This window comes from Pseudomonas sp. A-R-19, assembly GCF_019956575.1.
Classification (GTDB): domain Bacteria; phylum Pseudomonadota; class Gammaproteobacteria; order Pseudomonadales; family Pseudomonadaceae; genus Aquipseudomonas.
Genome location: NZ_JAHBDR010000037.1, coordinates 44,650 through 66,580 on the forward strand (window position 1 = coordinate 44,650; position 21,931 = coordinate 66,580).

General features: G+C 59.7%; 17 protein-coding genes. 7 read left to right on the forward strand and 10 right to left on the reverse strand.

Translation table 11 applies throughout. The annotated features are described in order from the left end of the window. Positions 1-20 precede the first annotated feature (20 nt). The 5 genes from KGA88_RS05915 to kdpF all read right to left on the reverse strand — a co-directional run bounded on the left by KGA88_RS05915 (position 21) and on the right by kdpF (position 7,449). Positions 21-2,672 carry a sensor histidine kinase gene (locus KGA88_RS05915; RefSeq protein ID WP_223589567.1) on the reverse strand — a complete coding sequence of 884 codons (2,652 nt, stop codon included), beginning with the start codon at positions 2,670-2,672 and terminating at the stop codon, positions 21-23. A gap of 159 nt (positions 2,673-2,831) precedes the next feature. Next, entirely contained in the window at positions 2,832-3,377 is a 546-nt protein-coding gene (kdpC, locus tag KGA88_RS05920) for a potassium-transporting ATPase subunit KdpC (protein ID WP_223589570.1), read from the reverse strand. A gap of 196 nt (positions 3,378-3,573) precedes the next feature. Then, complete coding sequence (kdpB, locus tag KGA88_RS05925) at positions 3,574-5,631, reverse strand: potassium-transporting ATPase subunit KdpB (RefSeq protein ID WP_223589573.1); 2,058 nt, start codon at positions 5,629-5,631, stop codon at positions 3,574-3,576. Positions 5,632-5,653: 22 nt separating this feature from the next. Next, positions 5,654-7,351 carry a potassium-transporting ATPase subunit KdpA gene (gene kdpA / locus KGA88_RS05930; protein ID WP_223589575.1) on the reverse strand — a complete coding sequence of 566 codons (1,698 nt, stop codon included), beginning with the start codon at positions 7,349-7,351 and terminating at the stop codon, positions 5,654-5,656. A gap of 8 nt (positions 7,352-7,359) precedes the next feature. Next, positions 7,360-7,449, reverse strand: a complete 90-nt coding sequence (gene kdpF / locus KGA88_RS05935) for a K(+)-transporting ATPase subunit F (protein ID WP_007899818.1) — start codon at positions 7,447-7,449, stop codon at positions 7,360-7,362. Between the two features lie 346 nt (positions 7,450-7,795). Here kdpF and rfbB point away from each other — a divergent pair, with 346 nt between their 5' ends. The 6 genes from rfbB to KGA88_RS05965 all read left to right on the forward strand — a co-directional run bounded on the left by rfbB (position 7,796) and on the right by KGA88_RS05965 (position 13,295). Continuing rightward, positions 7,796-8,878 (forward strand): dTDP-glucose 4,6-dehydratase, encoded by a 1,083-nt coding sequence (gene rfbB / locus KGA88_RS05940; protein WP_223589577.1) that lies wholly within the window; start codon positions 7,796-7,798, stop codon positions 8,876-8,878. Next, the gene (gene rfbA / locus KGA88_RS05945) at positions 8,875-9,750 is read left to right on the forward strand and encodes a glucose-1-phosphate thymidylyltransferase RfbA (RefSeq protein WP_223589580.1); all 876 of its coding nucleotides are present in this window, start codon (positions 8,875-8,877) and stop codon (positions 9,748-9,750) included. The genes rfbB and rfbA overlap by 4 nt, the downstream gene beginning before the upstream one ends. 46 nt (positions 9,751-9,796) lie before the next feature. After that, the gene (gene rfbD / locus KGA88_RS05950; RefSeq protein ID WP_223589582.1) at positions 9,797-10,666 is read left to right on the forward strand and encodes a dTDP-4-dehydrorhamnose reductase; all 870 of its coding nucleotides are present in this window, start codon (positions 9,797-9,799) and stop codon (positions 10,664-10,666) included. 227 nt (positions 10,667-10,893) lie between these two features. Beyond that, positions 10,894-12,258, forward strand: coding sequence for an ethanolamine permease (eat, locus tag KGA88_RS05955; protein WP_223589584.1), 1,365 nt, complete (start codon positions 10,894-10,896; stop codon positions 12,256-12,258). Positions 12,259-12,400: 142 nt separating this feature from the next. Further along, entirely contained in the window at positions 12,401-12,568 is a 168-nt protein-coding gene (locus KGA88_RS05960) for a DUF2897 family protein (protein ID WP_079246726.1), read from the forward strand. Positions 12,569-12,737: 169 nt separating this feature from the next. After that, positions 12,738-13,295, forward strand: coding sequence for a TetR/AcrR family transcriptional regulator (locus tag KGA88_RS05965; RefSeq protein WP_223589586.1), 558 nt, complete (start codon positions 12,738-12,740; stop codon positions 13,293-13,295). Here the strand turns inward: KGA88_RS05965 and fabF are convergent. Together fabF and KGA88_RS05975 are read right to left on the reverse strand one after the other, a co-directional pair. After that, the gene (gene fabF / locus KGA88_RS05970; protein WP_223589588.1) at positions 13,292-14,566 is read right to left on the reverse strand and encodes a beta-ketoacyl-ACP synthase II; all 1,275 of its coding nucleotides are present in this window, start codon (positions 14,564-14,566) and stop codon (positions 13,292-13,294) included. The genes KGA88_RS05965 and fabF overlap by 4 nt on opposite strands. Positions 14,567-14,597: 31 nt before the next feature. Next, positions 14,598-15,392 carry an SDR family NAD(P)-dependent oxidoreductase gene (locus tag KGA88_RS05975; protein ID WP_223589591.1) on the reverse strand — a complete coding sequence of 265 codons (795 nt, stop codon included), beginning with the start codon at positions 15,390-15,392 and terminating at the stop codon, positions 14,598-14,600. 490 nt (positions 15,393-15,882) lie between these two features. Between KGA88_RS05975 and KGA88_RS05980 the strand changes: the two genes are divergently transcribed. Beyond that, on the forward strand, positions 15,883-17,163 hold the full coding sequence (locus tag KGA88_RS05980; protein WP_223589594.1) for a Wzz/FepE/Etk N-terminal domain-containing protein: 1,281 nt from the start codon (positions 15,883-15,885) through the stop codon (positions 17,161-17,163). Positions 17,164-17,314: 151 nt separating this feature from the next. Here KGA88_RS05980 and KGA88_RS05985 read toward each other — a convergent pair whose 3' ends face one another. From KGA88_RS05985 to KGA88_RS05995, 3 genes are read right to left on the reverse strand one after another with little or no spacing between them, the layout of a single operon-like run. Further along, on the reverse strand, positions 17,315-18,685 hold the full coding sequence (locus KGA88_RS05985; protein WP_223589624.1) for a TolC family outer membrane protein: 1,371 nt from the start codon (positions 18,683-18,685) through the stop codon (positions 17,315-17,317). A 35-nt stretch (positions 18,686-18,720) separates the two neighbouring features. Next, positions 18,721-20,043 (reverse strand): HlyD family type I secretion periplasmic adaptor subunit, encoded by a 1,323-nt coding sequence (locus tag KGA88_RS05990; RefSeq protein ID WP_223589596.1) that lies wholly within the window; start codon positions 20,041-20,043, stop codon positions 18,721-18,723. Positions 20,044-20,056: 13 nt separating this feature from the next. Further along, positions 20,057-21,799 (reverse strand): type I secretion system permease/ATPase, encoded by a 1,743-nt coding sequence (locus KGA88_RS05995; protein WP_223589627.1) that lies wholly within the window; start codon positions 21,797-21,799, stop codon positions 20,057-20,059. Positions 21,800-21,931 lie beyond the last annotated feature (132 nt).

Sequence of the window (21,931 nt, forward strand, 5' to 3'; positions counted from 1 at the left end):
AGAGAGTAGCGCAAGCAGGATCAGGCTTCACCTTCGTATCCCGGCTGAGCCTGTAGCGGCAGGTGCAACGTGATGCAGGTGCCGCGCCCCTCGATGCCGTCGGCGACGCTGATGCGCCCGCCATGGGCACCGACCATGCCCTGACAGATCGCCAACCCCAATCCGGTTCCCTGCCCGCCACGATCACCCCGGGCCGCGGTGTAGAACATGTCGAAGATCTTCGCCCGCTCCTCCTCTGGAATCCCCGGGCCCTCATCGCTGACCGAGAAAAACAGCTCACTGTCATCGGCCCCGGCGCGCAATTGCAAACGCCCGCGGGGTGGCGAAAACCGCGCGGCGTTTTCCATCACGTTGATCAGTGCCTGTTCGATCAGTGCAGCGTGGACGAACAGCAGCGGCAAATCCGCCGGGACTTCGGTGCTGACCTGCAGCGACGCGAGTACCGCGCGCAGGCGATTGAGCGCACTGCCGACGATATCGGCCGGCGACACCCAGTCCCGCGCCAGCTTCAGGGCACCGTGACCGAGCCGGGTCATGTCGAGCAGATTCTGGATATAACGATCAAGACGCTCGGCTTCATCGCGGGTGCCTTCGAGCAGTTCGCGGCGATCCTCCAGCGGGATCGCTTCACCCAGGGCCAACAGGCTGTCGATACTGCCGCGCATGGACGTCAGCGGTGTGCGCAAATCGTGGGACACCGAAGCCAGCAAGGCACTGCGCAACTGCTCCGTTTCGCCGTGCAGCCGCGCCGCTTCCAAATCGTCGGCCAGTTGCGCCCGGGCCAGCGCCTGGGCCAGTGGCTGGCTCAGCGCGGTCAACAAGCGACGGCGCTGGCCGCTTAGGGTCTGACCTTCCCTGGCGCATACGCCGAGCAACGCCAGCGGACCGTCCTCCACCGATAACGGCCACCACCACCAGCGGCCGAACGGCAAGGTGCCGGTGCCCGCGCCCGCCGGTTGATCGTGCTGCCAGGCCCAATCGGCGGCGGCGCGTTCGGCTTCGGTGAACTCCAGCGGGCCACCGGTTTCGACTTTCCAGCCGTTTTGCCCGTCGCGATTGAGCAGGCACAGTTGCACGTCGCTCCAACCGTTGAGGTGTTGGGCGGCCGCGCTGACCACGGCCTGGCGATCGGTGGCGGCGGTGAGTTTGCGTGACAGGTCGAGCAGTTCAGTGGTCTCTTCCTGGGTGTCGCGCAGGGCCTGCAATTGCCGGCGCTGACGCGCCGCGAGATTGCCGGTGAGGGCCGCCATCAGCAGGAAGAACAGCAAGGTCAGCACGTCTTCTTCGCGCTGGATGCTGAAAGAGAAATTCGGCGGAATGAACAGAAAGTCATAGGTCAGAAACGACAGCGCCGCACAGGCCAGCGCCGGTCCGAGACTGCTGCGCACCGCCACCAGCAGCACAGCGGCAAGGAACACCAGCGAGATGTTCGGCAGCGGCAGTACACTCGCCACGGCCCAGGCCAGGGCACTGGCCAGAACCGTCGCGACCACCGCCAACACGTAGTCGAACCAGATCAGCGACTGCATTGAGCGTTGATGGAGTTGATGCTGTTGGTGATCACTATCGAGAACGTTGATTTCCAGTCCGCGCGCATTTCGCAGCAGCCGCGCCGCCAGCCCGCCACCGAACAGACGCCGGCGCAAGCGCGGCCGGGATTGGCCGACCAGCACCAGGCTGGCACGCCGTTCGGCGGCATGCTGGATCAGGGTTTTCGCCACCTCACCAGCGCGCAGCAACACCACTTCGCCGCCGAGGCGTTCGGCCAGTTGCTGGGCGCTTTGCAGGCGCAGGCGCGACTGTTCGTCACGCACGCTGCCGTTGTCCACATGCACCAGGCTCCAAGGCAGGTGCCGCCGTTGGGCCACGCGACTGGCATGGCGTACCAGGCGTTCGGCCTGGGCATCGCCGTCCACCCCTACCAGCAATCGCCCGCGTACGGCCGGTGCCGCTTGCCCCAACTGACGATACCCTTGGGCGAGATCGTTATCGACCTGAGCCGCCGCGGTTTGCATCGCCAGTTCGCGCAGGGCCGTGAGGTTGGTCTGGGAGAAGAACGCATCGATGGCCGCCCGCGCCTGCTCAGGCACATAGACCTTGCCGTCGCGCAAACGCTCGAGCAGCTCCCGTGGCGGCAAGTCGATCAGCAGCAGTTCGTAGGCTTCCTGCAACACCCAGTCCGGCAGGGTTTCGCGGACCTGCACGCCAGTGATGCCACGCACCTGGTCGTTGAGGCTTTCCAGGTGCTGGACGTTGACCGTGGTGTACACGTCAATGCCGGCGGCGAGCAGCTCCTGAATATCCTGCCAGCGCTTTTCGTGACGGCTGCCGGGGGCGTTGGAGTGCGCCAGTTCGTCGACCAGCACCAGCTTTGGTTTGGCGACAAGCAGGCCGTCGAGGTCCATTTCTTCGAGCAACACGCCACGGTACTCCGAGCGTACCAACGGCTGCTGCGGCAAGCCGCCGAGCAGGGCTTCGGTTTCGGCCCGGCCGTGGGTTTCGACGACACCGGCAATGACTTTCACCCCCTGGCGCAATTGGGTGTGGGCCGCTTGCAACATGGCGTAGGTCTTGCCGACACCCGGCGCGGCGCCGAGAAACACTTTGAGCCGGCCACGGCCATCGCGGGGCAGGTCTGCTAACAGCGCGTCGGCGCGGCCGGAGTTGCTCATGCTTGAAGCTCTCTTTTTTCTTGAAGGAAATGGGTGACGGTTCTACTGCCTTCGCGAGCAAGCCCGCTCCCACATAAGATCTTCAGTGGCCACAAGTTGTGTGTACGACACCTATCCAGTGTGGGAGCGGGCTTGCTCGCGAATGGCAGCACCACGCACCTAAAGTTTTTCCAGCGCCAGATTCAACTCAAGCACATTCACCACCGGCGGGCCTACCAACGGCTGCTCGATATGCGCGTCCAGCAGTTGTTGCAGTGTCGCTACCGGCAGGTTGCGCGCCGCCGCGACACGCGCCAGTTGATAGGCAATCGCCGCCGGTGGCAAGTGCGGATCGAGACCGCTACCGGAGGTAGTGACCAGCGCCAATGGCACCGGTCCCTGACCGGGCACCAACTGTTTGGAGGCATCGTCGATCACCCGCGTCGCCAGCGCCGGGTTGCTCGGCGACAGGTTGCTGGCACTGCTCGACACGGTGGCAAAGGCACCGGCCGAAGGGCGCGGGTGGAACCAGGCGTCGCCGACGAAATCCTGGGCGATCAGCGATGAGCCGCGGACCTTGCCCTCGGCATCACGCACCAGGCTGCCGTTGGCCTGATCCGGGAACGCGACCTGGGCCACGCCGGTGACCACCAGTGGATAGGCAACGCCGGTGATCAGCGTCATCAGGACCAGCAGGCTCAGGGCCGGGCGTATCAATGTGGACATTTCAAAATCCTCGAATTCGGTGAAAACAAACACATTACCTGTGGCGAGGGAGCTTGCTCCCGCTGGGCTGCGAAGCAGTCGTCATCCTGGTGAATGCGGTATGCCTGAACAAATGTGGTGTCTGGGATGGGGCTGCTTTGCAGCCCAGCGGGAGCAAGCTCCCTCGCCACAAAAGCCCCACCACAGCTACCTATCGCTAAACCAGATGCAACGCCGTCAACAGCATGTCGATCGCCTTGATGCCCACGAACGGCACCAGGATCCCGCCCAGGCCGTAGATCAGCAGATTGCGTCGCAGCAACGCCGCCGCACTCGCCGCCTGTACGCGCACTCCGCGCAATGCCAAGGGAATCAGCACCACAATGATCAAGGCGTTGAACACGATCGCCGAGAGAATCGCGCTCTGCGGACTGCTCAGGTGCATCACGTTGAGCACGCCCAGTTGTGGGTAGATCGCGGCGAACAGCGCCGGCAGGATCGCGAAGTACTTGGCCACGTCGTTGGCGATCGAAAAGGTCGTCAGCGCACCGCGGGTGACCAGCAACTCCTTGCCGATCTGCACCACGTCCAGCAGCTTGGTCGGGTCGCTGTCGAGGTCGACCATGTTCGCCGCTTCACGTGCCGCTTGCGTACCGTCGTTCATCGCCATGCCGACGTCCGCCTGGGCCAGTGCCGGGGCGTCGTTGGCGCCGTCGCCGCACATGGCGACCAGGCGACCGTCGTTTTGCTCGTGACGAATGCGCGCCAGTTTTTTCTCCGGCGTGGCTTCGGCCAGCACATCGTCCACCCCTGCTTCAGCGGCGATGGCAGCGGCGGTCAACGGGTTGTCGCCGGTGACCATGACGGTGCGGATCCCCAGCTTGCGCAGCTCGGCGAAACGCTCGCGGATGCCGGGCTTGACCACGTCCTTGAGGTGAATCGCGCCGAGCAACTTGCCGTCGGCACACACCAGCAACGGGGTGCCGCCGCTTTGGGCGATCTTGTCGATTTCACGCGACAAGGCCGGTGCCAGGTCAGCGCGTGTCAGGCCGACGAAGGCCAGCAACGAATCCACCGCGCCTTTGCGGTACACGCGGCCCTGATAGTCGACACCGGACAAGCGGGTTTCAGCACTGAATGGCACGGCGGTCAGCACGTCAGCGGACGGTTCCGGTTGCGGATGGGTGCCACGCAGGTACTCGACGATCGACTTGCCTTCAGCCGTGTCGTCGGCGAGTGAAGCCAGCAATGCGCCTTCGGCCAGTTCCCTGGCTGTCACACCCGGGGCGGCATACACCGCCGAGCAACGACGGTTACCGAAGGTGATGGTGCCGGTCTTGTCCAGCAACAGGACATGCACGTCCCCCGCCGCTTCCACCGCTCGGCCGGACTTGGCGATCACGTTCAGGCGCACCAGGCGATCCATCCCGGCGATACCGATGGCCGACAGCAAACCGCCGATGGTGGTCGGAATCAGCGTGACCAACAGCGCCACCAGGAACACCAGCGGCAGGCTGCCGTTGGCGAAGTGGGCGAACGGTTGCAGGGTGACGACCACCAGCAGGAAGATCAGGGTCAGGCCGATCAGCAGGATGTCGAGCGCCACTTCGTTCGGGGTTTTCTGGCGCTTGGCGCCTTCGACCAGGGCGATCATGCGGTCCAGGGTCGACTCGCCAGGGTTGGCGGTGATTTTCACCAGCAACCAGTCGGACACCAGCCGTGTGTTGCCGGTCACCGCCGAGCGGTCGCCGCCGGACTCGCGAATCACCGGCGCCGATTCACCGGTAATCGCTGCTTCGTTGACCGCCGCAATGCCTTCGATCACTTCGCCGTCACCGGGGATCATCTCCCCTGCTTCGACGCGCACCATGTCACCCTTGCGCAGGCTGGTGGCGGGCACCACCTGGAAGCTGCCGTTGCCGGTTTTGCGCCGGGCGCTCAAGCCTTCGCTGCCGGCCTTGAGGCTATCAGCGCGGGCCTTGCCGCGACCTTCGGCCAAAGCTTCAGCGAAGTTGGCGAACAGCACGGTGAACCACAGCCACACGGCGATTTGCGCAGCGACGAAAGTCGGTACGGCCGTGTCGGGAATGAAGCACAACACGGTGGTCAGGATTGCGGTCAGTTCGACCACCAGCATCACCGGCGCACGCTGCAATTGCCGTGGGTCGAGCTTGACGAAGGCTTGCACCAGCGCCGGGCGCCACAGGGCCGAGATCGCGGTTTTCGGTTGTTCCGGTGCCTTGACGGCGACGGTTTTGGTTACGGGCATATTCATCATTGATTCCTCAGCTCCTTATTCAAAAGGCAGCCATGCTCAGGTGTTCAGCGATAGGACCCAGTGCCAAGGTCGGCAGGAAGGTCAGGCCACCCACCAGCAAAATGGTCACGGTCAGCAGGGTGACAAACAACGGGCCGTGGGTCGGGAAGCTGTTCTGCCCGATCGGCGCGGTTTTCTTCATCGCCAGGCTGCCGGCCAATGCCAGGACTGGGAGGATGTAGCCGAAGCGACCGATCAACATGCCCAGGCCCAGCATCAGGTTGTGGAACGGTGTGTTGGCACCGAAGCCACCGAACGCGGAGCCGTTGTTGGCACTGGCCGAGGTGTAGGCGTAGAGCAACTGACTGAAACCGTGGGGCCCGGGGTTGCTGACGGCGGCTACCGGGCCAGGCAGGCTGGCGGCGATCGCGCCGAGTACCAGTACGCCAATCGGCATGACCATCAGGGTCACCACCAGCAATTGGACTTCTTTGGCCTGCAGCTTCTTGCCGAGGTATTCCGGGGTGCGGCCGATCATCAGGCCGGCGAGGAACACCGCGATCAGCACGTTGAGCAACATGCCGTAGAGCCCGGCACCGACGCCGCCGAAGATCACTTCACCGACCATCATGTTGACCAGCGCGACCATGCCGCTCAGCGGATTGAGGCTGTCGTGCATGCCGTTCACCGAACCGTTGGACGCGGCCGTGGTGGTCACCGACCACAGCACCGTTGCAGTGGTGCCAAAGCGCGCTTCCTTGCCTTCCAGTGGCGCGGTCTGTTCGACAGCGGCATTGTTCAATGAAGGGTTCGGCTGGTACTCGGCCCACAACGAAGTCGCACCGCCGATCAGGAACAGCGCCAGCATGCAGGCGATGATTGCGCGGCTCTGACGCAAGTCCTTCACGTAATGGCCGAAGGTGAAGACCAGCGCGACGGGGATCAGAATGATCGAGGTCACTTCGAACAGGTTGCTCCACGCCGTCGGGTTCTCGAACGGATGCGCCGAGTTCACGCCGAAGAAACCACCGCCGTTGGTGCCCAGTTGCTTGATCGCAATCTGACTGGCAGCCGGCCCCAGCGGAATCACTTGGTCAACACCCTGCATCGTCACCGCATTCACGTACTGCGCGAAGGTCTGCGGCACGCCCTGCCAGACCAGGTACAGCGCCAGCAGCAGGCACAGCGGCAGCAGGCCGTAGAGGGTGGCGCGGGTCATGTCGACCCAGAAGTTGCCCAGGGTCCGGGTGGACTTGCGACCGATGCCACGACACAGCGCAACCAGAACCGCCAGGCCGGTGGCGGCGCTGACGAAGTTCTGCACGGTGAGGCCGACCATCTGGCTCAGGTAGCTCAGGGACGCTTCGCCGCTGTAGGCCTGCCAGTTGGTGTTGGTCATGAAGCTGACGGCGGTGTTGAACGCCAGCGTCCATTCCTGCCCCGGCAGGTTTTGCGGGTTCAGCGGCAGGTGGTCCTGGAACACCAGGATCGCGAACAGCAGCAGGAAACCCGCGAGGTTGAAGGCGAGCAAGGCCAGCGTGTACTTCTGCCAGCTCTGTTCGACCTGCGGATCGACGCCGGCCAGACGATAACAACCGCGTTCGACCGGGCCGAGAACAGGCGTCAGCCAGGTGCGCTGTCCTTCCATCACCTTGTAGTAGAAGCGCCCGAGAAACGGCGCAGGGACCAATACCAGGGCGAAAAACCCGAGGATCAGCCAATAGTCATAACTGTGCATAGCCGCTCCTAGTTCCGGTCCGCGCGCAACAGCGCAACCAACAGATAAATGAACAGCCCCACTGCCAGCAGCAGTGACACTCCGTCCAGAACGCTCATGGAAGTTCTCCGTGTTACGGCGTATTGCCGCGTGTGGAGTCATTGTCGGAAAGGAGGCTGTAAAGGAACGAGACCGAGGGTGCGCGCGGGGCATAAAGAAAGCGTAAAGAGTGGGTTTACGCCGGGGTTACAGGGTGCGCGAGCGAGCTCCAGAGCGGAAAACACCCGCAGTGCCTTACCTGGAACTCTAAATTGTGCGCCGGAGTAGTGAGTGAAGGCGGCAAGTCATGGATAATCCAACCTGATCGGCGCGACGCAACCCAATGGGGTCAAGAACTCTTGCACCTCCCCGCTCGCGCCTGCAAGCTACCGCCATTCGCATTACTGAAAAAAAGGCTGGCCCAACGTGCGTATCCTTATTACCGGCGGAGCCGGTTTCATAGGCTCGGCCCTTGTTCGCGAGCTGATCCAACACACCGGGCATGAAGTGCTCAACCTGGACAAACTGACGTATGCCGGCAATCTCGAATCGCTGACCAGCATTGCCAACGACACTCGCTACGAGTTCGTTCAGGCCGATATTGTTGACCAGGCGACCGTCAGTGCCGTGCTGGCGCGTTTCCAGCCGCACGCGATCATGCACCTGGCAGCGGAGTCCCACGTCGATCGCTCCATCGACGGGCCATCGGAATTCATCCAGACCAACATCGTCGGCACCTACAGCCTGCTCGAGGCCGCCCGCGGCTATTGGCAAACCCTGTCGGAACCCGAGAGAAGCGCCTTCCGCTTTCATCACATTTCCACCGACGAGGTCTACGGCGACCTGCACGGGGTCGACGACCTGTTTACGGAAACCACGCCCTACGCGCCGAGCTCGCCCTACTCCGCCAGCAAGGCAGCGTCCGACCATCTGGTCCGCGCCTGGCAGCGAACCTATGGCCTGCCGGTGCTGCTGACCAATTGCTCGAACAATTACGGGCCGTTCCACTTCCCGGAGAAACTGATTCCGCTGGTCATCCTCAATGCCTTGGCCGGCAAACCTCTGCCTGTGTATGGCAATGGCCTGCAAGTGCGCGACTGGCTGTTCGTCGAAGATCACGCCCGGGCACTGCTCAAGGTGGTGACCACCGGCACCGTCGGCGAGACCTACAACATCGGCGGGCACAACGAACAAAAGAACATCGACGTGGTGCGCGGCATCTGCGCCCTGCTTGAAGAGCTGGCACCGCACAAACCTGAGGGCGTTGCGCATTACGCCGACCTGATCACGTTTGTCCAGGATCGTCCTGGTCATGACCTGCGCTATGCAATCGATGCCGGCAAGATTGAACGCGAACTGGGCTGGGTGCCCGAAGAGACCTTCGAAACCGGCCTGCGCAAAACCGTTCAATGGTACCTGGATAACATGGAGTGGTGCCGCCGCGTCCAGGACGGCAGCTATCAAGGTGAACGCCTTGGCGCCATCAACCCCAAGGAGCTGCTCGCATGATGAAAGGCATCGTTTTGGCGGGTGGCTCGGGCACGCGTCTGCACCCGATTACGCTCGGCGTGTCGAAACAGCTGTTGCCGGTCTACGACAAGCCCATGATCTACTATCCGATCTCGGTTCTGATGCTGGCCGGCATCAAGGATATCCTGCTGATCTCCACCCCGCAGGACCTGCCGCAGTATCGCAATCTGCTGGGTGACGGCAGCCAGTTCGGGGTGAATTTCAGCTTTGCCGAGCAACCTTCACCGGACGGTCTGGCCCAGGCTTTCCTGATTGGCGAAGCGTTCATCGGCGATGACCCTGTGTGCCTGATCCTGGGCGACAACATCTTCCACGGTCAGCACTTTGGCGAGCAACTGCAGAGCGCGGCACAACGCTCCTCCGGTGCCACCGTGTTCGGTTACTGGGTCAAGGATCCCGAGCGCTTCGGCGTCATCGATTTCGACAGCGAAGGCCGTGCGCTTTCGATCGAAGAAAAACCGAAAAAGCCGAAATCCAGTTATGCCGTTACCGGCCTGTATTTCTACGACAACGATGTGATCGAAATCGCCAAGGCGGTGAAACCTTCGCCGCGCGGCGAACTGGAAATCACCGACGTCAACAATGCCTATCTGCAACGTGGCGATCTGCAGGTCGAGCGTTTTGGTCGAGGCTTCGCCTGGCTCGACACCGGCACCCACGACAGCTTGCTCGAAGCCTCTCAATACGTGCAAACCATCGAACACCGCCAAGGCCTCAAAGTCGCCTGTCTCGAAGAGATAGCCTATGAAAATGGCTGGATCGACCGAGATCAGTTGCTCGAACGCGCCCGGTACTTCGGCAAGACCGGATATGGCCAGTACCTGGCCAAACTGGCAGGGGAAGAGCAATGATCCTGTACGAGCCCGGTTTGCCTGGTAACGAGACTGGACTGTTCCGGTGAAAATACTCATCAATGGCCGGCACGGTCAGGTTTCACATGAATTGCAACGGCGACTGGGGGCGGTCGGCGAACTGATCGTATTGGGTCGCGACCAACTCGATCTCGCGCAACCCGATCAGATCCGGCGCCAGGTGCAAACCGTCCGGCCTGATCTGATCATCAACGCCGCGGCCCATACGGCGGTTGATCTGGCAGAAAGCGAGCCGCAATCAGCGTTTGCCATTAACGCCGTAGCTCCCGGTATTCTTGCCGAAGAAGCGCTGGCTCTCGACATTCCGTTGATCCATTACTCCACGGACTATGTGTTCGACGGGACCAAAGCCGCGCCTTACAACGAGGACGACACACCCAACCCGCTCGGGGTGTATGGCAAGAGCAAGCTGGCCGGTGAGCAGGCCGTCAGGGACGTGCAAGGTAAACACCTGATCCTGCGTACCAGTTGGGTCTATTCAACCCATGGCCGCAATTTTCTGCTGACGATGCAACGTTTGCTGCAAGAGAAAGCGGAGTTACGTGTAGTCGCCGATCAAATCGGCGCACCTACCTGGGCCGGCACAATCGCCAACAGCACCCTGGCCTTGATTGAACACTGGCAGGCGAACGAAGTGGCCAACTGGGGTACTTATCACCTGAGCGCGCAAGGTGAGACCTCCTGGTTTGGCTTCGCCCAGGCGATCGGCGAAGCGCTGCGACAACAGGGCAAGCCTTGCGCCGACCTGTTTGCGATCCCGTCCAGCGACTACCCCACTCCCGCCGCCAGGCCGCTCAACTCGCGACTCGATTGCAGTCGCTTGCAGCGCGACTGGGGCGTCAGCCAACCGGACTGGCAAACAGCGCTGCGCGAATGCCTGACTGAACAATCCTGAGCACCAACCGCTGCCCGCACCGGTGTCGGGTAGCGGGCATGCGGATTTGCTCGCGAAAGCGGCACTTGCCGCAACGGCGCCCCTGACTGACGCACAAAGTTCGCGCATCCAGTAGCGAACATCCCCGATACGACAGCTTTCCAGCCATTACGACGTACTATCGCAAAATGGCACGTCCGCTGCACAGCCCTCCCCTGAGCTTTCCAAACCACTCAGGGAGCAATCGCATGAACACACAACTCAAACCCACGCTGGGCACATTGCATCTGTGGGGCATCGCGGTCGGGCTGGTGATTTCCGGGGAGTATTTCGGCTGGAGTTATGGCTGGGGCGTGGCCGGGACTTTGGGCTTCCTGGTGACCTCGTTCATGGTCGCCACCATGTACACCTGTTTCATCTTCAGTTTCACCGAACTGACCACCGCCATTCCTCACGCCGGTGGCCCCTTTGCCTACAGCCGTCGAGCCTTTGGCGAAAAAGGCGGATTGATCGCCGGGTTGGCGACCTTGATCGAATTCGTCTTCGCTCCACCCGCGATTGCCCTGGCCATCGGTGCCTACCTCAATGTCCAGTTTCCAGCCCTGGACCCGAAACACGCGGCAGTCGGTGCCTACATCGTGTTCATGGGCCTCAACATCCTCGGCGTGAAACTGGCGGCGACCTTCGAGCTGGTGGTCTGCGTGTTGGCGGTCGCTGAATTGCTGGTGTTCATGGGCGTGGTCGCTCCGGCCTTCAGCTTCAGCAACTTCGCGCTCAATGGCTGGGCCGGCTCCGACGTGTTCGGTGCTCCGGCGATTGCCGGGATGTTCGCGGCGATCCCCTTTGCCATCTGGTTCTTCCTCGCCATTGAAGGCGCAGCCATGGCCGCCGAAGAAGCCAAGGACCCGAAACGCACGATTCCCAAGGCCTACATCAGCGGTATCTTGACCCTGGTGTTGCTGGCGATGGGTGTGATGTTTTTCGCCGGTGGCGTCGGCGACTGGCGCACCCTGTCGAACATCAACGACCCGCTGCCGCAAGCGATGAAGACCGTGGTAGGCGAAAGCTCGGGCTGGCTGCACATGCTGGTGTGGATCGGCCTGTTCGGCCTGGTAGCGAGTTTCCACGGGATCATCCTCGGCTACTCGCGGCAGTTCTTCGCCCTCGCCCGGGCCGGTTACCTGCCGGCGTCCCTGGCCAGATTGTCGCGTTTTCAAACCCCGCACCGGGCGATCATCGCCGGCGGTGTCATCGGCATCGCTGCCATCTACAGCGACGGCCTGATCAACCTCGGCGGCATGACGCTGACCGCCGCGATGATCACCATGGCCGTGTTCGGCGCCATCGTGATGTACATCATGAGCATGCTCAGCCTGTTCAAACTGCGTAAAACCGAGCCAAACCTGGAGCGCACCTTCCGCGCCCCCTGCTACCCGCTGGTGCCGTTCATTGCATTGATGCTGGCGGTGGTGTGCCTGATTGCGATGGCCTGGTTCAACACCTTGATCGGCCTGATCTTCCTGGGCTTCATGGCGGCTGGTTTCGTGTACTTCACGCTCACCGCGCAATTGCGCGCCGACGCACCGGCGGATGCGATGCTGACCGGACTTTGAAAGCGCTCGAGTGAACCTTGAACAACAGGCATAGAATGAGGGTGATAGCGATGGAACTGCGATAAAACCCCATCACTCAAAGTGGTATGCACGATCGGTTGGCGAACCCTCGCCGAACCGCCTGCTTTTCAAGGAGAGTCCTATGCCCTGGTATGCCTGGTTGATTCTGGTCGTTGCCATCGGCTCGATCGTTGGTGGTCTGATGATGCTGCGCGACACCGCCAACAAGGTCGAACTGACCGAAGAGCAACGTAAGCGCGTCGCCGAACGCAATGCGGAAATGGACGCCAAGGAAGCGCAGGACCGCTGAATGAAAACCCCGCCTGCAACGGCGGGGTTTATTTTTTGCGTGAAAACTGCCTGAAATCATGCGGCTTTGTACCGATATCGAAGCATCTGCATGTTCTTTAGAAGTAGAAGTACAGTCACCATGCAATTTTCATTGGTTAATATGGGCCGCATTGATGCGGAGATATCTGATGCGTTACTCGCAGGACCATAAAGCCCAGACCCACCAACGCATTATCAAGGAAGCTTCAGCGCGATTTCGACGCGACGGTATCGGCGCGACCGGGCTGCAACCCCTGATGAAAGCGCTGGGCTTGACCCACGGTGGCTTTTATTCGCACTTCAAGTCCAAAGACGAACTGGTAGAAAAAGCCTTGCAAGAGGCTGGCGTACAAGTCGACGGGTTGTGCGCGCAAATCTTCGCCGAGGAACACCCACTCGAAACCTTCATCGACACCTATCTGTCCGAATGGCATCAAACCTCCCCCCACGAAGGCTGTCCGCTGCCAACCATTTCCTCGGAACTGGGCCTGCGTGGTCAACCGAGCCCAACCAGCGACGTCGTGCTCCAGGCGCGACTCGATCAGATCCGCAACACCCTTGACGGCGAAGGCACCCCAAACCGCAGCATCGTCATCATGTCGACGCTGGTCGGCGCCTTGCTGTTATCGCGCAGCGTTGCAGACGCCGAATTTGCCCAAAGGATTCTCGACGTCGCACGCGAACATCTCAAACACTCACAGGATTAACCCTGCCAACGCTTGAACAGCACACTGGCATTGACCCCGCCAAATCCGAAGCCGTTGGACAACGCGTATTCGATGGCCATCGGCCGCGCGCTACCATGAACGATGTCGACACCTTCAGAGGCAGGGTCCGGGTTCTCGAAATTGAGCGTCGCCGGCACGATCTGGTCGCGGATCGCCAGCAGCGTAAAGATCGCTTCAAGTCCACCCGCTGCACCGAGCAAATGCCCGGTCGCCGACTTGGTCGAAGTCACAGCGATACCATTTTGCGCGCCGAACAATGCCTTGATCGCCGCCAGCTCCCCCAGATCCCCCACCGGAGTCGAGGTTGCATGAGCATTCAGATGCTGGACCTGAGCCGGTGAAACACCGGCCTGCGCCAATGCCAACGACATCGCTCGCCGCGCACCGCTGCCATCCTCCGGGCCGGCGGTCAGGTGATAGGCATCGGCGCTGGTGCCGTAGCCGACCAGCTCCGCCAGTGGTTGAGCGCCGCGAGCCAGCGCATGGTCCAGAGACTCGATGACCAGCAGCCCGGCCCCTTCCCCCATGACAAAACCGTCGCGGCCGCTGTCGAAAGGTCGCGAAGCGCGCTCGGGCGTTTCGTTGTAGCCGCTGGACAAGGCGCGAGCCGCCGCGAACCCGGCAAGGCTGACCCGATCGATCGCCGCTTCCGCACCACCGCACACCGCGATATCCGCCTCACCGACGCGAATCAGCCGCGCCGCGTCGCCAATCGCCTGAACCCCGGCAGCGCATGCCGTGACCGGCGCGCCTAGAGGCCCCTTGAAGCCATGCTGGATCGACACATGACCTGCCGCAAGATTGACCAGAAATGAAGGAATAGTGAATGGAGACAAACGTCTCGGGCCACGGCTATCGGTGGTACGCACCGCGTCGGCAATCGCGCCGAAACCACCCACGCCGGAACCGATGATGGTAGCCGTGCGCTCCTGGGCATTGGCGTCCAGCGCTTGCCAGCCGGCTTGCTCCAGTGCCTGACGTGCGGCCTCCATGGCGAACAGGATGAAGCGGTCCATCTTCTTCTGTTCCTTGGGCGGGGTTGCCCGATCGGGGTCGAAACCCGCCTGCGGATCATCAGCCAGCGTCGGCACCGCACCGCCGACCTTGGCCGGCAGATCGGCAACCACCTCATCCGGCAGATTGCGCAGCCCGGAACGCCCGGCCAGCAGCCGCTCCCAGACAACCTCAACACCGCTGCCCAGCGGCGACACCAGGCCCATGCCCGTTACAACCACACGACGATCTTTCATACCACACACACCTCAAGCCAATTGATGGCGCTTACCGATAACGGTCAGCGGCTTTGCTTTTGGAAAGGTTAGGCGCCATCACAAGGCGCGCCGCCACGAACGCATCCCAATCCGCCGCATCGGGCAACGAAGGAATGGTGATCAATTCACCCTGATCAAGCCCCGACAATGCAGCATCGACCATCTCACCCGCCTCCATCACCATGTCCGCGGGAATCTGCGACGCATCGATGCCTGAGCGCTCCCAGATCTCGGTTCGCGTCACGCCGGGCAGCACCGCCTGGATCTTCACCCCGGTGCCATCCAGTTCGGCGTTCATCGATTGAGTCAGGCTCAACACATAGGCCTTGCTGGCGCTGTAAGTCGCGTTGAAACGCTCGGGAAACAATGCCACCACCGATGCAATATTGATAATCGTGCCGCGCCCGGCCTTGGTAAAACTGGCTGCAGCCGCCGAGGCCAACCGCGTGACAGCGGTGATGTTCAACTGAATCATTCGCTCCATCTGATCGGTATCGGCATTGGCCAATAACCCGTCCGCCGCTATGCCGGCGTTGTTGAGCAACAGACTGATACTTGAATCGCTGCGCAGCCGCTGCTCGAGCTGCAGCACGTCGGCTTTTTGGGTCAGATCCGCCTTCAGCACTTCAACCTTGACCCCATATTCCGAGCGTAGCTTGCTCGCCGCCGCTTCCAGTCGCTGCTCATCGCGAGCCACCAGCAACAAATCAAAACCACGGGCTGCCAACCGCTCAGCGTAAACCGCCCCGATACCGGAAGAAGCGCCGGTGACGAGGGCCGTACCTTGGGACTGAACTGAATTCATGACGGTGCTCCTGAAGGATGCTGAAAGACGCCTGACGCCAAAGCACTTCGGCGCAAGCGGTTTTTATTATAGTCATAATTCAAATAAAACATGATAGACGTAATTTATTTTTCCCGAGAAACGGTCGGCTCTCCTCGGTGGCCCGGCCAGAATGAGAGTAGACCCTGAACGAACACGAAACAGCACCGAGCCCAGGCGATGGAGTGAACGGTATTGCGGGCCGACCGATAAGGGATGGGGTGGATGAACAGAGCGCTTTCAACGGTAACCGAGGGACAGGAGTCGCATGCTTCGAACCCGTCCCTGAAGGTATCGAAGCGACGCCTGATCCGCCTGCGCTCGTATCTGCGAGCCTTTCTCACCCTTGCTGTTTGGTATCAAATGCAGGAAAATCCAAAAAAATTTAACCAGATGTAAATTTTTCCAACCTGGATGACGATTATTTTCCAGATACACTTTGGAGCGTCTGTCCAAACTTTCAGAGCGCGTGATGAACATTCCAGTAAATACAATTAATACCCCCGGACACGAAGTTGCTGAAGTAAAGGAGCTTATTGGTAGCCTCTGGAGCCAACGGGCGATTGTTTTACTGTTTACTGCACTGACTGTTACTGCCTCTATTGCTTATGCCCTATTGGCAACACCGGAATATGAAGTTGAAACTACTGTTCGACCTGTGCCACTGGCCGACCTGGACGAGCTAAATGAGTCCGGACTTTACAAAATCCTGCCAAATGACGCACTGAATAACATCGGCTCGTCAATGCAGTCTTATGATGTCCGCCTGAAGTTCTTCCAGGCCAACCCACAGTTCCTTGCACCATTGCAGGCACCTGGGCAATCCATTGAAGAAACATTCGAGAAGTTCAACGAAAAAGCATTTTCGCTTGAAAAAATCGACCCTAAAAAAAGCTCCAGCCTTACCGAAGCCGTTGGCCTTAGTCTCAGATACCCTCAGGGTGTAGATGGTGTAGGCATCTTGAAAGCCTTTACCGACTTCGTCGTTAAAGTCGAAAAAGAAAAAGCTGCCGCGAACCTGAAAACACTGGTTGCCAACCGTATCGACAACGTAGAAAAGAAGCTGGAGTCAAAAAAATCCGTCTATGAGGCGGAAAAAGACTCAAAAATTGCCCACTTGCTGGAAAAAGACAAGTTAAAGAAACAAACACTTCAAGACGAACTCAAAGCACTGCGTCAACAACTGCAAAGCCGCAGACAAAACCGCATCAAAGAGCTTGATGAAGCCATCGTCATCGCCAAGAAACTCGGCATTGTAAAACCCACCACGCCCTCGGCGCTGGGAGATGGAGAGCAGGCACATCAGGGCAACATGATCCGCACGGAAGTCAACAATCAGAAAATACCGCTGTACTTCCTGGGACAGGCGGCACTGGAAGCAGAACGCGCCACCTTGGTAGCTCGTACTTCCGATGACTTCACCGAGCCGCGCATTGATGATATTCAAAAAGAACTCAGCCTGCTGGCTACAAACCGTGAAGCGGCACTGCTCAAGGAGCGGGATCATCCTGAGTTGTTTCTCAAGGAGTTTGCAGATATTAGCGGAGAGTTGACTCACCTGAAACAGCTGAGTGTAAACTTCGATCAATTCAACCTGGTTCAAGTTGATAAAGATGCGACAGCACCTCAAGCGCCTATAAAACCGAAGAAAGCCCTGATCGTTGGATTTGGTCTGATCTTTGGATTCATTCTCGGCGTGGGTGTCGCGATTCTTCGTCGCGCCCTGCTTTCAATGCATACATCTCGTCGTTAATTGTCGATAGCTGCGCTTGCTCTGCAAGCGCAGCCAAACTTGAGCTATCGCTTCAGTGCCTGCCTTTATCGCCTCAAAAACCAACATCGCTTGTTAAACGACCCAACTAGTCGAATACGCGATACACAAAAAATGGTTAACGACCGACAACTTATTTGCGCAGCGTCTCTGGTGGAGTGATCGCTTGATCATTCCCACTCAACCAGACATTGACGTTCTCGACGCTTTCTTGCGACAACTTTCCAGCCCAGCGATTCAGGATAAACAGGTTGGTTATAAAGTCGTACTGAGTCTTGAGCAGATCGCGACGTGCCGTGAACTCGTTCTGCACCGCCGTCAATACATCCACGGCATTGACCACGCCGTAGGTGAATGCCTTCTCTGCTGCAATGCGCGACTGCTCGGCCGACGCCAGTGCATTGCGATTGGCATGAATCTTTTCCACGCTTGAGTCTGCAGTCAAATACGCGTTAGTCGTTTCCTTGACCACCTGACGACGTGTCGCCACCAATTGCTGTTCCGCGGTAAGTTGATCCTGATACAACTGCCTTACCCGCGCGGACGTCGCGCCACCGCTATAGATCGGAATCTGTACCCCTACACCCGCGACATAGCTGTCGGTCTGCGGCGCCAACGAATTGTTGTAACCCTCGTTGGTCTGTTGTGCGCTCAGGTTCAGATTGACCGTAGGATAGTGCCCGCCCTTACCGGCGCGCAGGGCAGCCTCGGCAGCCTCCTGAGCGTTTTCACTGGCCTTGATTGCCGGATTATCAGCGATCGCCAAATTTACCCAACTCTCCAGGCTTTCGGCGGACACCCTCAATTCGACGTCATTACGCACACGGCTCAGCTTCTCCTTGACCGGCCGTCCGATAATTTCCGACAACGCAACACGGCTCAGACTGGACTGGTTACGCGCATCGACTTCCTGGGCAGCCAACGAATCGACTCGAGCCTGTAGATCCAGCAGATCGGTAACCATCGCCAGTTGTTTGCTGTAAAGCGCACTGACCCTGTCGAGGTTTTTCTGGGTAGCCCTGCGTTCGGCCTGCACCAATTCAAGTTCATCATCGGCAGCCAGTGCAGCGAAGTAACGCTGCGCAAGATCCACCGTGGCCTCGGCCTGAGCCTCCTTTGATTCGGAGTCCGCCTGCTTTGCCAGGCTTTTGAAGTGCTGGTAGTTTTCCCAGGCAGCCTTGTTATACAAAGGCTGGGTCAACCCCACCGAATAATTGCGGCTGTTGAAGGCCTCGTCGATCTGAAGGTTGGTCTGCTTGATCCGGTTGAAACCGGCGTTAGCCGTCACCGAGGGCAACAGACTGCCAAATGCCTGGTTTTGCTGTTCGACCCCGGATTGAGCCTTGGAGTAAGAAGCGAGCACCCGAGGATCTTCCAGGCGTGACTCGCGATACAACTGCATCAAGTCAACCGAGTAATTCTGTTTACTGACCGAAGCCGTAGGCGGTGTCGTGATGGAGGAGCGGGCGATGGGCGCTTCGGTCGCGTGGACAGGCAATGCCATCGAACCCAACACCAGGCAGGGAAACAAACGCACAATCACTCCTCGATCATCGACTGGGCGATAACGGTACGTGCCGGCTGCATCAAGTACTGCAACATGGTGCGCTCTCCGGTGTTGATCAATACGTCCGCTGGCATGCCCGCCAACAGCTTGCGATCACCCAGTTTGCGCGCCCCTTCCAGAGTCACGCTGACCCGGGCCAGGTAATACGGCGCACTGGTTTTCTCATTGATCAAGCGGTCGCCGGACACACTCGTCACCCGACCTTCGATGACGGGTGTAGTGGCCGTGTTGAAGGCGCTGAAGCGGATGTCCGCCAACTTGCCGATAGCGATTCGATCGATGTCATTGGGCGAGACCTGCGCCTCGACCACCAGATCGGAAACCGATGGAACGATATCCAGTAACGGGGTTGCGGGGCGCACAACGCCACCGATGGTGTGAACCGTCATGCCGATCACCATCCCGTCTTCCGGAGCGCGGATAACCACCCTGCTCAGGCGATCCTCCAGCGCCGAGGCTTTTTCCTGCAAGTCGTAGGCCTTGGTCTGGGTCTCTGCCAACTGCTTGGTAACGTCGGCGTTAAAGTCCTTGTCGATCTGCAGGATCTGCAACTGGGTTTCGTTGATCTGCAACCGGGTCTTGATGTTTGTCGAGCGGTGATCCGCCACTTCAGACTTGAGCATGTCCAACTTGCGCGCCTGCTCCAGCATCCGCTGCTTGTCGACAAAACCCTGGGCCAGCAATTCTTTCAATTCGGCAATTTCGCCGCTATAGGATTCCTGCAAGTTGGTCTTGGTACCGATCATGGTGTCGGTTCCCTTGATTTGCTGATTCAACTGACCAATACGCTCTTGCAGTACCGCGATCTGCCCAAGTCGCGAGCTACGCCGTGCGTTGAACACCTGAGTCTCGCCGTAACGCGCCTCGGAACTGCGCTGACTGTCGGAGTTGAGATCATTAGGGAACGCGATCGTCGACAGGTCATCCCGCTCGGCAAGCAAGCGCGCCTCCATTGTCCTGGCAGCGATTAGCTGGCTGCGGGTCATCTCGTACTCGGAGCGCAATTGAGCGTCATCGAGCACGATGATCGGGTCACCTTTTTTCACCACATCGCCATCATGGGCGAGCAGGTCCTTGACGATGCCGCCCTCCAGATGCTGCACCGTCTTGCGATACGTTTGCACGGTAACGACGCCTGGCGCGTAAGCCGCGCCGTCGAGCGGAGCAAGCGCCGCCCATCCGCCAAACAGGCCGAACGTCACGAATACAATGAGAAATCCTTTACGGCGTACGGATCCGTCGGACGTGGGCAGATCCGCGAAAGTATCGGCAGGAGTAGTGAGCGTGCGATTCATCGATAACTTCCTGTCAAACTTCGGTCGAAGCGACGTCTGTGCCGGCCCGTGCGCCAGGCTTTTGCTGGGCGGGCAATTGATGCGCATTGAGTTGCGCAAGGACCTGGTCCCGCGGGCCATACAAACTGATCGTGCCGGCGTTCATCACCAGCAAGCGGTCGAGTTGGGCCAGAATCGAAGTCCGGTGGGCGATCACGAAAACCGTTGCCCCGGTGAGCCTGATCTGTTGCAACGCCAACGCCAGCGCTCGCTCGCCGACCTCGTCCAGGTGAGCGTTGGGTTCATCCAGCACGATAAGCCGCGGGCTGCCATAGATTGCCCGGGCCAACCCGATACGCTGCCTTTGCCCACCCGATAGATTGATGCCGCCTTCGCCGATGACCGTGTCGTAGCCATTGGGCAGCATCAGAATCATTTCGTGGACACTCGCGGTCCTGGCCGCCAACACCACTTTGTCCGGATCTACGACACCAAAACGCGCGATGTTGTCGCTGATAGTGCCTTCGAACAACTCAATGTCCTGCGGCAAATACCCGAGGTGCGGCCCCAATTGGCTTTTGTCCCAATTGGCAATATCGGCAGTATCCAGACGGACTACGCCATGCTGTGGCTTCCACACGCCCACCAGGGCCTTGGCGAGCGTCGACTTGCCCGAAGCGCTCGGACCGACGACACCGATCATTGCGCCTGCCGGTGCGTTGAAGCCGATGCCTTTGATGATAGAGGTCTTTGCACCGGGAGCACCCAGGGTGAGGTTCTCCACCGTCACATGACCGATTGGAGCGGGCAATTGCATACGCTCGGGTTCGGCATTTTGCTGGTCGAGAATGCTGTTCAGACGCGCGTATTGTGAACGGGCAGAGATGAATCCTTTCCAGCTGCCGATCATCAAGTCCAGAGGGGCCAGCGCTCGACCTAACAGCACGGAACCTGCAATCACCAGGCCGGGGTTGATCTCATGGCTGACCGCCAGATAAGCGCCAAGACCCAGAATCAGTGATTGAACAAGCAGGCGAAATGTTTTTGATATCGAAGTGATGATCCCGCTGCGGTCACTGGCTCGTGATTGCAACAGCAGCACTTTCTTGTGCCGCAGACTCCAGCGCGACATGAGGGAGTCAAGCATGCCCATGGATTCGATCACTTCGGCATTGCGCAAATTCTTGTTGGTTTGCAGCGTCGCACCAATGCTCTCTTTATTGGCCTCTGCCAGGACTTTGCCCGTGGATTGCTCATTGATATAGGCCAACGCCAGCAAAATCACCGCACAACCGATTGCCGTCCAACCGTACCAGGGGTGAAACAGGAAGAGCACCGCAATATAGATCGGCAGCCACGGCGCATCAAAAAACGCGAACAGACCGTTCCCGGACATGAACTGGCGCAGCCCGGTCAGATCACTCAGCGACTGGGCGGACGCGTCCTGGCCACCGCTGTCCAAGGCCCGCTTGAAACTGGCCCGGTAGACATCCCGGCCAAGCAACACGTCGAGCCTGGTGCTGACACGCACCATGATCCGCGAGCGTACCCACTCCAGCAGGCCCATCGTCACGAGCAGAAAGGTCAGAATAATGGTCAACATGGCCAGCGTCGTCAGGCTGCCGCCCGTGACTACCCGTCCGTAGACCTGAAGCATGTAGAAGGTCGGGACCAACATCAGTGCGTTGATGAACAGGCTGAAAAAACCCACCGACATGAAACTGTTCCTGCAGGCCCTCAGGGCTACTTGCAAGCTGTTTTCGGGCGTACTGCGTATCATCTCGGAACTGACAACCTAATGTGTTGATCGGGGATTGCGGGGCGCGCGAGTGTACCACCTGAGCAGCGCCTGCAGAATGAAATCGCCATCATCCTGGTGTTGCCATGCAGACGACGAACAGCGCTGGCC

Bases quoted from the DNA above. Each gene is read 5' to 3' on its own strand.
- KGA88_RS05915 (WP_223589567.1), bottom strand. From the start codon at position 2,672: ATGAGCAACTCCGGCCGCGCCGACGCGCTGTTAGCAGACCTGCCCCGC.
- kdpC (WP_223589570.1), bottom strand. From the start codon at position 3,377: ATGTCCACATTGATACGCCCGGCCCTGAGCCTGCTGGTCCTGATGACG.
- kdpB (WP_223589573.1), bottom strand. From the start codon at position 5,631: ATGAATATGCCCGTAACCAAAACCGTCGCCGTCAAGGCACCGGAACAA.
- kdpA (WP_223589575.1), bottom strand. From the start codon at position 7,351: ATGCACAGTTATGACTATTGGCTGATCCTCGGGTTTTTCGCCCTGGTA.
- kdpF (WP_007899818.1), bottom strand. From the start codon at position 7,449: ATGAGCGTTCTGGACGGAGTGTCACTGCTGCTGGCAGTGGGGCTGTTC.
- rfbA (WP_223589580.1), top strand. From the start codon at position 8,875: ATGATGAAAGGCATCGTTTTGGCGGGTGGCTCGGGCACGCGTCTGCAC.
- eat (WP_223589584.1), top strand. From the start codon at position 10,894: ATGAACACACAACTCAAACCCACGCTGGGCACATTGCATCTGTGGGGC.
- KGA88_RS05960 (WP_079246726.1), top strand. From the start codon at position 12,401: ATGCCCTGGTATGCCTGGTTGATTCTGGTCGTTGCCATCGGCTCGATC.
- KGA88_RS05965 (WP_223589586.1), top strand. From the start codon at position 12,738: ATGCGTTACTCGCAGGACCATAAAGCCCAGACCCACCAACGCATTATC.
- fabF (WP_223589588.1), bottom strand. From the start codon at position 14,566: ATGAAAGATCGTCGTGTGGTTGTAACGGGCATGGGCCTGGTGTCGCCG.
- KGA88_RS05975 (WP_223589591.1), bottom strand. From the start codon at position 15,392: ATGAATTCAGTTCAGTCCCAAGGTACGGCCCTCGTCACCGGCGCTTCT.
- KGA88_RS05980 (WP_223589594.1), top strand. From the start codon at position 15,883: ATGAACATTCCAGTAAATACAATTAATACCCCCGGACACGAAGTTGCT.
- KGA88_RS05985 (WP_223589624.1), bottom strand. From the start codon at position 18,685: ATGGCATTGCCTGTCCACGCGACCGAAGCGCCCATCGCCCGCTCCTCC.
- KGA88_RS05990 (WP_223589596.1), bottom strand. From the start codon at position 20,043: ATGAATCGCACGCTCACTACTCCTGCCGATACTTTCGCGGATCTGCCC.